We start from the raw sequence: 11,965 nt of genomic DNA, 5'->3' as shown, positions 1-11,965 counted from the left end.
GAAGCCGCCGGGCGGTTGGGCCAGCACCCGGACGAACTCGCGATGCGGGGGACGCTGATGCTGACGGCCTCGTACAGTGCGGCGCAGGCCGGTTGGCGGGGTCAGGCGATGGATCTGATCGGAGAGGCCGAGGAGACGGCGAAGCGTCGGGAGACGGCAGCACAGCGGCTCTACATCCCGGGCGAGTTCGGAGAGGCCCAGACGCGGGGGTTCCGGATTAGCGTGCACCACGCCCTCGGCGAGGATGACCAGGCGCTGACCTACGCGGAGAAGCTCGATCCCCGACGGCTGCCGACGGCCGAGCGGCGCGGGCGGATGTGCATGGACGTCGCCCGGGTCTGGCAGGCGCTGGACGAGCCCACGAAGACCTTCCACGCGCTGCGGGCCCTGGCGTCGTACGCGCCGGAGGAAGCGACCCGGCCCAAGGTGCGGGCCATCGCTTCGGAGCTGTTGATGATGAACCCGGAGATGCCGGGGCTGCGCAGGTTCTCGCAGAAGATCGGAGCGACGGTCTGATGACACAGGGGGACGGGATGAACGACGACGGCCGGATCTTCCGCGAGGCGTGGATCACCGGGGTGAAGAAGCACTTCCCCGGCGAACCGAAGCCGGGTTACATCACGCCCTGGGACGACACCCCGGACTGGGAACGGCAGTCCGCTGCGGCCGTGTACGGGCAGGTGCGCGACTTCATCACGGTCAGCGGCGGCCACACGTCGAAGCTGAGCCGGGAGCAGAAGGGCCGGTTCGTCGCCCTGTGCTGGATCGCGCAGATCCACAAGCACATCCCGGACCCGAAGCCCGGCTACGTCGCCGACTGGGACGCCCTGCCGGAGTGGCAGCAGGAGACCGACGCCGACATCTTCGAGCACATCGAGCAGACGATCTGACCCCCGAAGACGACGAAGCCCCCGCGGGCCGGCTCGGGGCCGGGGCGGGGGCCTCCACGGAGGTCAGGCCGTCAGGTACTCGATGACGGCGTGGTGTCCGGGGGTGTTGCTGAGCTTGGAGTCTGTGGTCACCAGGGGGCAGCCGAACTTCTCCGCGAGGGCCAGGTACAGGGCATCGCCGGTGAAGGCGTTGTCCCGCAGGCTCCACACCCTCGGGAGCAGGTCCAGCAACTCGAATCGGGCGATCGGCAGCAGGGGCAGAGCGTCCATCGCGGCATCGGCGCGAACCCTGTCGATCTTCTGAGACAGGAACAGGCGTCGAATGACCTTGGCGACCTCGTAGTCGAAATGGACCGGCGCGAAAACGGTGTCCTCAACGTCGATGCGCTTTGCCACGACGGTACTGATCTTTCCGGTGCTTACGAGGAGATCGACGACCGCGCTGGCATCGATAACGATCACTCGTCACCTTCCCGCTCGGCGCGAAGGGCCTCCACCACGTCATCGTGGGTGGCTGTAGTGGTGCCCGCGGCCGAGAGGGCGGCAAGGATGTCTGCTGCGGACTTCCTGCCGAGCGTGCACTTTGCTGGCAGCGCGTCCGCGAGCTGCTCCGGTGTCACTACGTACGCCGGCGCCAGACTCCGGGCCGCCTTCTCGTCGGAGGACGCGGTCACATCAACGTCACCCTCCGCGGTGGCCTCCATGGCGACCGGTACGAGGCCATCCTCATGGACTTCAAGCAGTATCCGGCGGCCGATCATTTCGTGGAGACGCGTGTCCCAGTCGCCTTCTGAGTGCAGCTTGGCCCAGGGGATCGGCGCCGTTGTCCAGCGCTGACGCATCATGTGTCGGATCTTGGACAGCGCTACAAACCTGCCGACGAAATGCACGTCGTCCCCATGGCGGGCCACATACGTGAGTGCCATGTCCGCGGCGGCCTCGGCCTGCGAAAGCGAGTCCCGGAGGTTTTCGCTGAAGAGGTTCGCCAAGTGCGTGAACGCCACTGCCTGCGCCGCGGTGCTCTCCGGCTCGTCCTCCTGGCGCTCGGCGGCAACCTCGGCCTTCGGCATCCGCACCGTTACCGCGATCGTGTCGCCTTCGTCCTTGTACTCGATCGTGTCCATCGGGCTCCTCTCCTTCCCCCACCGTACGGCCGCCGGAACACCGTGGACCACATATCTTCCCCCGATGTCCCCCACCAGTCACCAGCCCACCTGCCCGTACGCCAGACCGTACGGCGAGCAGTCGTCACACCCCTCGCACTCGTCGTCCCCGCAGTCGTACGGCTCGGCGTCGTCGTCCTGGCCGCCGTACTCGCCGTGGCGCCAGCCGGAGCACTTCCCGGTGTAGCAGCCGCACCCCGGGCACTCGGGGCACGCCATGGAGTACGTCCAGCCGCAGCGCTCGCACATCTCGTCGTGGGGCTCGATGCCGGCGCCCTTGGGGCGGATGGGCGGCTTCTCGGTCATGGTCATCGGGTCTCCAGGTAGTGGATCAGGGCCTCGCCGTCGGGTCCGACGGTGCCGTGCAGGAGGCCGCGCACGTGGGTGGCCTCCCAGGAGCCGGGGCGGTTGCGCAGCACTTCGTCCACGCCTCCCTCGGCGGCGGCGACGTGGGCGAGGGCGTGTGCGAGGAATTCGGCGACGTCGCGTCCTTCCTCAAGGGCCTCGGTGATCGCGTTGACAGCCTGGCGGGTCGTGGGGTCCACGGGTGTCCTTTCAGGAGTGGTGATTCCGGTTAGCGGACGTTGGCGAAGATGAGGAGCGCGAAGAAGATCAGCGCGGCGAGGATGAGCGAGGCGGGGACGCCGCAGCCGGCGCCCTCTTCCAGGCGCCGTATCTCCTCGGTGAGGGCGTTCACCTTGTCGCGGTGGTACTGGTAGGCCGGATCGCTCGTTTCGACCTTGAGCTTGTCGAAGGTGGCGGCGCGGGCGTCGAGTTCGGCGTACAGGGCGCGGAGGCGCTGTTCGCGGGACGGGAAGAGCAACGGGGTGCCTTTCTCGTGGTGGGCCGGGCGGCCGGCCGCAGCCTCCAAGGGGTGCTTGGAGACCACGGTCAGGGTCCGGAACGGGCGGGATGTCGACCCCTCCCCCCAGGGGCTCCGATAGCGGTACTGCGGTACCGAGTGCCGTCTGACCTGCGGGAACCGGCCGGAGCCGGGGGTCAGGGCCCCTTCTGGGGGAGGGGCTGGGGCTGCCCCGTTTTCTGGGTCAAGTCGGGCACCAGGTGGACGGGGAGCTGAGGCAGCCGCCCCAGTGCCGAGGTCAGGTCGGTGTACTGGACGCCGAGGGCCTTCGTGCCGTCCACGCTGATCTTCTTCACCGGGATATCGGCAGAGCGCAGGACGGCGGGGAAGGCGTCGGGGGCCTTGTCGAGGTGCAGCCCGGACGCCTGGAGCCGCTGGAGGAGATCGACGGCGAGGACGCCGCCCTTCTTCTCCAGGTGCGCTTGGGCCACCGCGTGCTCGACGAACCGGCGGAGGGTTTGCCTCCAGGCTCCGAGGTCGTCGGCCTCGATGGGCTCCGGTTCCGCTTCGTCCTCCTCGGCGGGCTCCAGGACCAGGCGGGCGGTCGCGGAAAGGAGTTCGGCCGGGACAGGCCGCACCGACAACTCGAAGGGCGTGTTCCCCCGCAGCCAGCAGGCGGTCACCACGCCGAGCGTGGAAACCAGCAGCACCACCCCGTCCAGCAGCCACGAGCCCGCGACCACCCCGGCGACGGGGAGGGCCAAGGCGGTGCACCGCAGGACCGCGTACCGCTTCCGGAGGTGCGTCACCTGCCCCGGGTCGATGTCGGTGATCTCGAAGTCCCCGAGGGCTTCCAGGGCGGCCTCGTGGCGCCGCGCGTCATGCTCGGCACGGGTGAGGTCGCTCTGGGCGGCGGGGACCAGGCCCCCATCCTCGGCGGCGATCCGGCGCAACTTTGTGGCCTTCTTGTGCGCCCGCCGGGCCTCCCGCTGGTGCTCGTCGACGGCTTCGGCATGGGCGTCGGCGCGGGCCTTGATGATCCGGCGGAGAAGTTCTTCCTCCGAGACGGTGTGGCCGCCGGCCCAGTGCGCGAGGAAGACCGCGATGTGCCCGGCTCCGGCGGTGGTGCGGGTGATCAGCGGCCCGGGTCTGGTGCTCATCCGATCACCTGCTCACCGAGCCAGGAAACGAGCGGAACGCCGATCATGGCCGCCGCACCGCCGAGGGAGGTGGCGATGCCCCACGAAGCGCCGGAGAGGGCGCCGGACAGGGCCAGGGCCCGCTCCCCCCAGCCCTTCGCGAACCACAGGAACAGCAGCCAGACGACGACGGCGCACAGGGCGATCCACGATCCGGAGTAGCTGAGCACTTCGGTGACGTGGATCTCCACCGCGCCCTCGCCGGACTGCCCGATCGCCGTGTTCCCGACCTCGGAGCCGACTCGGTTGCTGGTCCCGGTGAATCCGGCGGAGACCTTGCTGAGGAAGCCACCGGACACGGCGGAGGCGAGCACCATCACCGCGAAGGAGGAGACCCAGGGCAGCCAGATCCTGCGCTTTTTCAGGGCGTTGACCGTGCGCCCGTTTCCGTAGAAGACCGCCGCGGCGGTGACGACCACGAGGAAAAATCCGAAGCCTGCGCCGGCCCGGGTCACGGCGTGCGTGAACTCGATCAAGTCCATGGTCAGGCCCCCACGATCCACGTGACGACCAGGTGCCGGGTCGGGTCGGCGAGGAGCGTTCCGCCCATCGCGCCCACCAGGCCGAGACCGGCGATCCAGCGGCGCAGCCCTCCCCCGCTGGCGACGCCCACGGCGCAGACGACGGTGGTGATGGCGCCTGCGGCGAAGGCTGTGTGCACTCCGCGCTCGGCCGCGAGGGGCCCGGCGATCCGGTTGCACCACATGACGGCGGGGTAGAGCCCGACGGCCGTGACGGCGAGGGCGCGGAGCGGGCGCAGGCGGCGGATCGTGGCTCGGACCCGGTCCCAGTCGACGGCGTGGTGCGCGTCGGGCGTGAGGACGGGGATGTGGGCGGGCTCCTGCTGCGGGGGGAGGCTGTGCCAGTCGATCGTCACCGGCCGACCCCCATCCGGATCAGCGCGGTGCGCAGGGCGATCTCGTCGGCGCCGGGCTGGGCGGTGTGGACGGGACGCGCGGGGACGGAGTAGAGCAGGTTTCCCGTGTGGGTGAACCGGTACGCCGGGCGGCGGAAGAGTCGCGTTATACGGGACACTGGGGCTTCCTTCCTTAACGGGTAGGTGGCGCCCTGGCCGGCCGTAGGAAGCTCTTGGCCAGGGCGCCGTTTTCATGTGTGCGGGCCGGCGGGCCCGTGGCCGTCCTCGGGGCTGTCCTCCCGCGCGGTGCGGGGCTCGACTCCGAGGGCGACCATGCGTCAGCCGGTCAGTGCGGGGGTGTTCTCGGTGAGTGCTCGTCGGAGCGTCCGGGGGGAGATCCCGAGCCGTTCCGCGAACTGGGCCTGAGTGATGCCCGGCGTGTCCTGCTGGGCCTGCTGCCAGCCCTCCGCGTAGGACAAGCGGCGCTTGGCCGCTTCCTTGGCGGCGCGTGCGTTGCGGGCGGTCAGGCTGTTGTCGGGGGGCGGACAAGCCGGAGCATCCTGCGGGTTTGTCGACTCGTCGGCAGCGTCGCCCGCTTGGGGGTCCTGCGTGTCCGCCGGGTCGTCGTGCAGGTTCTCCGGCTCCGGTTCCTGCGTGTCCTCCTCCTGCGTGTCCGCCTCGCAGTCGTCGAGTCCGTTCGCGTCGTCCGGCGGGATGCGGATGCTGACCTCTTCGCGTGGCCGCTTCGGCTTGTCCGCCGCGAAGGCGACGGCCGGAGAGGGGATCACCGTCCGGATTGGAGGGAGTGCGGGCGTGGCCGCCAGGTCCAGGGCGGTCTCGGCGTGCTCCTCGAACGCGGGGGCCGAAGGCGCCGAGGGCCTCCACTCGATCAGGATTCCGGCAGCGGCCAGCCCTGCGGGGGCGGTCTGCGCGAGGGGTACGCCGAGCTTGGCCAGCCGGAGCGGTATCACGGCCTCCACCGGTGCCTTGCGCCTCCACGCGCGGCCGTACCGGGCTTGGAGGCGGGTCCGGTAGACGAGGCGGTCCTGCTCCATCCCCACGGCCTGCTCGTAGCTCCGCAGCTCCCACAACTTCATCCGGCGCCACAGCTTGAAGGTGGGGGCCGGGGCGAGCAGCCACCGCGTGATGCGGACCCCGTCCATGTCCTTGTCGGCGGTGATGTCGGCGATCCGGCCCACCGCGTGCCGGGCGGCTTCGACAGTGATCACGAACAGGACGGGAATCACCGCGTGCATCCCGACCCCGAGGGGATCCGGCCACGCCGCAGCCCCGTTGAAGGCGATGGTGGCGGCCGTCAGCAGCCACGCGATGTGCCGCAGGACCGGGAACGGGATCCGGATCCAGCACAGCAGCAGATCAAGCGCCAGAAGGACACCGATCCCCGCGTCGATGCCGACGGGGAAGACGTACGCGAAGGAGCCGAAGCCCTTCCGCAGCGCGAGTTTCTGCACGGCGGCGTAGGAGCCGGCGAAGCCGATCCCGGCGACCACCACGGCGCCGAAGGTGACGGTGCCGATGAGGATCTTGTGCGTGCGGGTGAGCTGGAGCGGAGGCTTCATCGGCCGCCCCCCTTTCTGATCTGTGCACGTGCGTGCCGGGCGCCGAGGAAGAAGGCGCCCAGAGAGCGGTACCGCTGGTGCAGCGGCGGCCGGGGGATCACGAGCCGGTCCCGAGGTGCAGAGCCAGCCAGATGACGAAGAGGACTGCGGCCAGGTTCAGGACGACCGTTCCGCAGCCGGCCTTCTTCTGCGGCTTCACCGGATCCCGCCGAAGAAATCGACGGCCGCCTGGTGCCAGGCCACTGCCTGCGCACGGCGCTTGCGGTCAGTGCGGATCCGGGCGGCGCGGAGGCGGCGCTGGTCGAGCGTGACCGCGTACCCGGTGGGGAGCTTGAGCTGGACCCCGCTCACGCGGCCACCTCCGTCATGACGCGGACGTGCGCGCCGTGCTCGGTGACGCCGGTGGCCTCGGTGAGGCGGCCGGTACGCCAGGTGCGGCCCTCGGTGAGGGTGTCGCCCAGCGCGGTCATGTCGTGGACGTCCAGGACGCCGGGGAGGCGGATCTCCAGGACGGCACCGGGGATGCGGTCAACGGCCGCGAGGACGTCCATCACGGCGTCGTAGACCAGGGTGGCGTCGGGGTGCTCGGCGGTGAGTTCGGCGATGACGGCCGCGATGTGGGCTCGGCGTTCGGCCTGGCCGGTGCGGGGGTCGGGGATGCGGGGCGGTACGGTGCTCAATGTCGTTCTCCCTGCTGCGTAGGGGTTCGGCCGCCCCGGTCGTGTTCGCGCACGGTCGGGGCTTTGTTGTTGATGCGTGGGCGGGGCCGGTGTTGCTCCGGCGTCCGAGGAGGTCCCGCTGGGGCCCGCCCGCCGCGATGCGCCGAGACCTTGCCCGGTGCTTTCAGAGGCCGTCGCGCGGCCTTCTCCCGGACTGCAAAGGCGCCGGCTGCCTCCCCCGGTCCACCGCCGGGCTCCTGGTCGTGCTCCTCAACTCCGGCTTGCTGCTCCGGCGTTGGGGTCTTGCGGTCAGTTAGTGTTGTACAACATGCATCTGTTGTGCAAGAGGGCGGTGCTCGTACGATGTGCGCATGGCTGACGAACAGGAATCCGCACGGCGCACCGTCGCCGAGGTCCGGAAGGACTTCACCGAGGTCATCAACCGGGCGCACTACAACGCCGTGCACACCGTGGTCATGCGCTACGAGGAGCCGCGGGCCGTGATCGTTGACCCCGCCTGGTACGAACGGGCCTGCCGTGCGCTCGGTGAGGATTTCCGCCTGCCCGAGCCGCCGGCCACTGCCTGATCCCCTCATCCAGGCCCCCGTCGAGATTCCGGCGGGGGCCTCGGCATGTCCTCGGCCTGGAAGAGGCCCGGCTGGGTCTTGGCCGCGTGACCCCACCCGCCGCATCGGCAGACGCACGGCGAGAGCGGGTCCGCCTCGGCACACGCTTCGTTCTGACAGGGGGCCATGGTCAGGCGGTTTCGCCAACGACCCGGATCACCCACTGGTTCGGGTACACCGTCATCTCCTTGCGCGTCCTCGGCAGGAAGATCCGAAGGGCGGGAGGTTCGTTGGTGGCGCTGACGACGGTCCCCCGGTAGACGGTCGGGCGGTCCAGGTCGCTTTCGTCGTCGGTGCTGGAGATCGGCTTGTCGTCCACGGTGATCTCCTTGCCGACCAGCTCGGTCCAGTCGCGCTCGTTCATGTTCTTCTCCTTCGTGGTGGTGGTGCAGGTCATCGCCCGTCCGATCTGCGGTCCCACGCGAGCCGTGCCCGTACGGCGAGGCGGCTCTGGAGATTGCGCAGGACTCGTTCCTCCGGCTCCTCGGCCGCCGGACAGATGAGGTCGTGATCGAGACGGCACCAGGCGGTCTCGTTCTCTCCCGGCCAGGCGATGCCGCTGGCGAGATGCCAGCGCGCCCGCTGGGGGAGTCGTTGGCTGGGGAACTCGCCCGGCTGGAGTGCCACGTCGTGCTGCTGGTCGATGACCTCGCGGAACTCCACCATCAGGCCGCACCCGTCACACGGGCCGAACTCGGGCCGGCCGCCCCGCTCGCTGTTCGCGCTCATGCGGTGCCCCCGGTCTGCCAGCGGCGGTGAGTGCGCTGGCGGCGCTTGTACTTCGGGGCGCACCGCCAGCAGCGGCCGTGGTCGGGCCGGGCGCCCTCGGTGACCTGCTGGCAGCCGTCTTCGGCGCAGCGCCAGCGGTCGGGCATCCGCAGGCCGTTCTCGTAGGCCGGCGGTAGGTGGTACGCGGTCAGCGCGGCCTTGATCGTGTTGGCGGCGTGGCGGCAGCCGTCGCAGGTCCCATCGGCGGGTACTTCACCGGTGCCGGGGCGCTCGCAGCCGGAGCAGGTCCACGTCACCTCGTAGATCGCGGTGGCGCGGTCGCGGAAGATCAGCGGGGTTCCGCGCCGGTCGGCGTACCGCTCGCGACAGGTCGGGCAGTCGGCGCCGGTCGGCCAGATGCGGCCGGACTCGCACTCGGCGGCCGGGCACTGGTCGTTGCGCAGGCCCCGGGTGATCAGCCAGCCGTACGGCTCACGGACGGGATGGCGCTCGTCGGCGAGGCGCCCGTGGACGCGGTAGCTGACACGCTCGACGTCACCGTCGACCTTGGCCACCGCCTCCTCGATCGCCTTCGAGGCGAGGCCGTACTGGGCCGCAGACAGCTTCAGCGGCAGCAGCCGGAGCACGCGGTACGCCGTTGCCGAGATCGTGGTGGTGGGCTTCTTGGGCGGTTCCGGCGTAGCCGTTTCGTCCGAGGCCACTGCCTGCTCGAACGTTCCGACGGCCGGGTTTTCCACAGGACCGCGCGCTACTACAGGTGTCGCCCTACGGGCGGAACCGCAGGAGTCCTCGCGCGCCTGTTCCGAGAAGCCTGTTAGATGCGGCCTGTTCTGTGTCGCCGAATCCGGGGGGTTTGTTGTCGCCCGATCCTCGGGGTTGGCTGTCGCCGAATCCGGGGGGTTTCCCGCAGCGGCCGGCACGGGGTGGACGTCGTAGAAGGCGCCCTTTCGGCGCCCTCCCCCAGCCTGGGTCTGGGTGATCCAGCGGTCCGCCTCCAGACCGCGCAGAAGGGCGCGGGCGGTGTCCTCACCGAGGGCGCAGACGTGGGATGCGCAGCATCCGGCCGAGGGGGTCGTGCACCGCACCTTGACGGCCTTCTTCACGTCGGCGCAGTAAGCGGCGTACGAGTAGACCGCGTACCGGTTGCCCTTGATCTCGTTCCGGGCCCGCGCGGACGTCTCGACGTACGGCTCGGCGGTCTTCCCGTTCTCGTGGACCCGCAGGGGGCGCATGAAGCGCGTGAGCGTCGACCGGCCAGAGGTCTCCGTCTTGGAGGCCCCGCCGTCTTCGAGACGCTCGATCTGCCGGTGCGCGGACTGCACGGCGGACCGGCTGATGCCGAGGGCGTCGGCGATGGTCTGGTCGGAGGCGAAGCAGCCTCGGCCGGCTCGGCCTCGATCGGTGATGGTGGACGCGACCCGCAGGGCGTCACCCGTAAGAGGGGCGATCCAGGACAGCGGGAAGCGGGTGACGAAGGCGCGCGTGACCGGCGGAGAGGCTGCTGCACCACGCCTCGGGGACGGAGGGCAGGATGCAGCTCCGTACGGCGCAAACCGGGCATCCGCCTGTCCGGCGAACGCGAAATCTGGCACCATGAAGGCGCTCGGGGATTCTTTAGGCCCGAGTACCGCCCCGTCCTGACGGCCAAAGTCTTCTGGGGTGGAACAAGGGGAGTTCCAACCCCCGGCAGTTCAGTGCAGGCTCTCGGTTTTCCAGGCCGAGGGCCTGTTCTGCTTTCCGGGAAGTGGTCCCGTCGCCTTCCGCGTGAGCTACGACCCCGGGGCGTTCGGGGGCATTCGGGGGTGTGAACCTCCGTGCGCCTCGATGCGCCTCTGTGACCCGTCCTTGCAGGTCACACCCGGTATGCGTCCCGTTTATGCTGGTCAAGGCGGGGGCGGCTCAAGAACCCGGCGTACAGGCCGACTCGTCTGTCCCACTCCCTTCCCGGGCTGGGACCCCGCCTCCCACCTGCACGGCGCGGTGTTCGCTGCGTACGGCTGGATACGCTGGCTGAGGCACCCCTTGGAGGAGCACATGACCGCTACGTACGAGGAACTGCGGCGCCTCGCGGACGAAATCGCAGCGATCACGCCGAGCGACCGGAAATTCAAGGTCGAGATCGACGGACCGGAGATCCTCACCACCTTGATGAGTCCCACCACCGCCCACGGCATGATCGTGCTCCGCCTGCGGCGCCAGATCGAACGCCAGACGCCGGAGATGGCGGCGCTCAACGACACCAACATGGAGAACCCGCGCGTCGAGAAGCTCCGGATCCCCGACCTGATGGCCCTCCCCGAGGACGCCCTGGACCCCAGCAGCGATGCCGTGGATGCGGAGCTGGTGGAGCTGGTTGCCGAGGTCGTCTCCAAGACGAACCCGGAGAACGACTACGTGAAGGAGCTGGCCGCCTACCCGGCCATGGGGATCCCGACGTACCTGCTGATCGACCCCCGCGAGGGCCTTGTCACCGTCTACTCGGATCCGGTGGGCGGCAGCTACAGGGCCAGCCACACGTATTCCTTCGGGGAAAAGGTGGAGGCCGGCCGCTGGACGATCGACACCGGCGACTTCCCCCGCTACACCGACTGACCGTTGGTTCCCGAACCCCCTGTTCCCTTTAGAAGTTCAGGGGGTTCAGAGGGTTCAGGGGGCCTGTCGGGATCGCGGCGCGTCAGCGCAGGTGCGAGGTGTCGTTGAGGAGGCGGACCGAGGTGTTGCCGTCGGCGTAGTAGGCCACCGCCGAGAGGGAGGCCGCGGAGAGTTCCATCTTGAACAGGGACTCCGGCGGGGCGCCCAGCGCGAGGCGGACCAGGGTCTTGACCGGGGTCACGTGCGTGACCAGCAGCACCGTGCGGCCCGCGTACGCGGACAGCAGCCGGTCCCGGGTGGCCGAGACCCGGCGGGTGACGGCGGCGAAGCTCTCGCCGCCGCCCGTGGGGGCGGCCTTCGGGGAGTCCAGCCAGGCCTGGAGGTCGTCCGGGAAGCGTTCCCGGACCTCGGCGAAGGTCAGGCCCTCCCAGGCGCCGAAGTCCGTCTCGCGCAGGCCTTCCTCGACGGTGACCGGGAGCCCGAGGCGGTCGGCGACGGCCTGGGCGGTCTCACGGCAGCGGCGCAGCGGCGAGCTGACGACGGCTTGCTCCGGGTCGGTGCCGCCGCTGCCGGAGAACCGCTTCTGCGGGGTGAGGGCCGTCTCGCCGTGGCGCAGCAGCACGAAGGTGGCGGGCGCACCCATGTCGGGACCGCCCCAGCCGGTGCCTCCGGCGGTGGGACGGGTCTGGGCGGCTCCCGCCGGGGCGCCTGCGGCAGCCGGGGCCGCCATGCCGTGGGCGCCGCCGCCGGCCGGGGCCTGGGGAGCAGTGCCGGCCGGGGCCGCCGGGGCCGCGGTGCCGACCCGAGCGTGCGCCAGGGCCGGGGCGGAGCCCGGGGCCGGGGTTCCGGCCGGGGAGGTGGTGCCGGGC

At 70.3% G+C, this 11,965-nt stretch carries 19 protein-coding genes and 1 pseudogene; 4 read left to right on the top strand and 16 right to left on the bottom strand.

The features are described 5' to 3' along the window. A pseudogene (locus VR44_RS06455) lies at nucleotides 1-516 on the top strand (XRE family transcriptional regulator); the annotation flags it as partial. 17 nt (nucleotides 517-533) lie between these two features. Beyond that, the gene (locus VR44_RS06450; protein ID WP_045946403.1) at nucleotides 534-890 is read left to right on the top strand and encodes a hypothetical protein; all 357 of its coding nucleotides are present in this window, start codon (nucleotides 534-536) and stop codon (nucleotides 888-890) included. 63 nt (nucleotides 891-953) lie between these two features. Here the strand turns inward: VR44_RS06450 and VR44_RS06445 are convergent, their stop codons facing one another. The 12 genes from VR44_RS06445 to VR44_RS06400 all read right to left on the bottom strand — a co-directional run bounded on the left by VR44_RS06445 (nucleotide 954) and on the right by VR44_RS06400 (nucleotide 7,170). Continuing rightward, nucleotides 954-1,352, bottom strand: coding sequence for a type II toxin-antitoxin system VapC family toxin (locus VR44_RS06445; RefSeq protein WP_045946401.1), 399 nt, complete (start codon nucleotides 1,350-1,352; stop codon nucleotides 954-956). Beyond that, nucleotides 1,349-2,014 (bottom strand): hypothetical protein, encoded by a 666-nt coding sequence (locus VR44_RS06440; protein ID WP_045946400.1) that lies wholly within the window; start codon nucleotides 2,012-2,014, stop codon nucleotides 1,349-1,351. The genes VR44_RS06445 and VR44_RS06440 overlap by 4 nt, the downstream gene beginning before the upstream one ends. Before the next feature lie 78 nt (nucleotides 2,015-2,092). Continuing rightward, nucleotides 2,093-2,365: a hypothetical protein gene (locus VR44_RS06435; protein ID WP_157880227.1), complete on the bottom strand. Its 273-nt coding sequence runs from the start codon at nucleotides 2,363-2,365 to the stop codon at nucleotides 2,093-2,095. Continuing rightward, nucleotides 2,362-2,598 (bottom strand): hypothetical protein, encoded by a 237-nt coding sequence (locus VR44_RS06430; protein ID WP_045946398.1) that lies wholly within the window; start codon nucleotides 2,596-2,598, stop codon nucleotides 2,362-2,364. The genes VR44_RS06435 and VR44_RS06430 overlap by 4 nt, the downstream gene beginning before the upstream one ends. Nucleotides 2,599-2,627: 29 nt before the next feature. Further along, complete coding sequence (locus tag VR44_RS06425; RefSeq protein WP_045946397.1) at nucleotides 2,628-2,942, bottom strand: hypothetical protein; 315 nt, start codon at nucleotides 2,940-2,942, stop codon at nucleotides 2,628-2,630. Between the two features lie 110 nt (nucleotides 2,943-3,052). Next, entirely contained in the window at nucleotides 3,053-4,015 is a 963-nt protein-coding gene (locus tag VR44_RS06420; protein ID WP_045946396.1) for a hypothetical protein, read from the bottom strand. Beyond that, entirely contained in the window at nucleotides 4,012-4,536 is a 525-nt protein-coding gene (locus VR44_RS06415; RefSeq protein WP_045946395.1) for a hypothetical protein, read from the bottom strand. Before VR44_RS06415 ends, VR44_RS06420 begins: the two co-directional genes overlap by 4 nt. Nucleotides 4,537-4,538: 2 nt before the next feature. Next, entirely contained in the window at nucleotides 4,539-4,931 is a 393-nt protein-coding gene (locus tag VR44_RS06410) for a hypothetical protein (protein ID WP_045946394.1), read from the bottom strand. Further along, the gene (locus VR44_RS44825; RefSeq protein ID WP_157880226.1) at nucleotides 4,928-5,089 is read right to left on the bottom strand and encodes a hypothetical protein; all 162 of its coding nucleotides are present in this window, start codon (nucleotides 5,087-5,089) and stop codon (nucleotides 4,928-4,930) included. Before VR44_RS44825 ends, VR44_RS06410 begins: the two co-directional genes overlap by 4 nt. 159 nt (nucleotides 5,090-5,248) lie before the next feature. Beyond that, nucleotides 5,249-6,490: a DUF2637 domain-containing protein gene (locus tag VR44_RS42285; RefSeq protein WP_045946393.1), complete on the bottom strand. Its 1,242-nt coding sequence runs from the start codon at nucleotides 6,488-6,490 to the stop codon at nucleotides 5,249-5,251. A 195-nt stretch (nucleotides 6,491-6,685) separates the two neighbouring features. Further along, on the bottom strand, nucleotides 6,686-6,841 hold the full coding sequence (locus VR44_RS44820; RefSeq protein WP_157880225.1) for a hypothetical protein: 156 nt from the start codon (nucleotides 6,839-6,841) through the stop codon (nucleotides 6,686-6,688). Beyond that, entirely contained in the window at nucleotides 6,838-7,170 is a 333-nt protein-coding gene (locus VR44_RS06400; RefSeq protein ID WP_045946392.1) for a hypothetical protein, read from the bottom strand. Before VR44_RS06400 ends, VR44_RS44820 begins: the two co-directional genes overlap by 4 nt. Nucleotides 7,171-7,520: 350 nt before the next feature. Between VR44_RS06400 and VR44_RS06395 the strand changes: the two genes are divergently transcribed. Further along, complete coding sequence (locus tag VR44_RS06395; protein ID WP_045946391.1) at nucleotides 7,521-7,736, top strand: hypothetical protein; 216 nt, start codon at nucleotides 7,521-7,523, stop codon at nucleotides 7,734-7,736. Nucleotides 7,737-7,905: 169 nt separating this feature from the next. Here VR44_RS06395 and VR44_RS06390 read toward each other — a convergent pair whose 3' ends face one another. The 3 genes from VR44_RS06390 to VR44_RS44815 are packed head-to-tail and all read right to left on the bottom strand — an operon-like array spanning nucleotide 7,906 to nucleotide 10,099. Beyond that, entirely contained in the window at nucleotides 7,906-8,172 is a 267-nt protein-coding gene (locus tag VR44_RS06390; RefSeq protein ID WP_045946390.1) for a hypothetical protein, read from the bottom strand. After that, nucleotides 8,169-8,504, bottom strand: a complete 336-nt coding sequence (locus VR44_RS06385) for a DUF6083 domain-containing protein (protein WP_045946389.1) — start codon at nucleotides 8,502-8,504, stop codon at nucleotides 8,169-8,171. Before VR44_RS06385 ends, VR44_RS06390 begins: the two co-directional genes overlap by 4 nt. After that, complete coding sequence (locus VR44_RS44815; protein WP_157880224.1) at nucleotides 8,501-10,099, bottom strand: helix-turn-helix domain-containing protein; 1,599 nt, start codon at nucleotides 10,097-10,099, stop codon at nucleotides 8,501-8,503. Before VR44_RS44815 ends, VR44_RS06385 begins: the two co-directional genes overlap by 4 nt. 439 nt (nucleotides 10,100-10,538) lie before the next feature. On the opposite strand from VR44_RS44815, the gene VR44_RS06375 reads away from it, so the two are divergent. Next, a complete protein-coding gene (locus VR44_RS06375) occupies nucleotides 10,539-11,096 on the top strand; it encodes a Uma2 family endonuclease (RefSeq protein WP_052713485.1) in 558 nt (185 codons plus the stop codon). Between the two features lie 82 nt (nucleotides 11,097-11,178). Here VR44_RS06375 and VR44_RS06370 read toward each other — a convergent pair. Further along, a partial coding sequence (locus tag VR44_RS06370; protein WP_045946387.1) for a histidine phosphatase family protein occupies nucleotides 11,179-11,965 on the bottom strand: 787 nt, incomplete at its 5' end.

Origin of the sequence: Streptomyces katrae (assembly GCF_000966975.1) — a bacterium.
Taxonomy (GTDB): Bacteria; Actinomycetota; Actinomycetes; order Streptomycetales; family Streptomycetaceae; genus Streptomyces; species Streptomyces katrae.
This window is presented reverse-complemented; position numbering and strand designations above follow the sequence as displayed.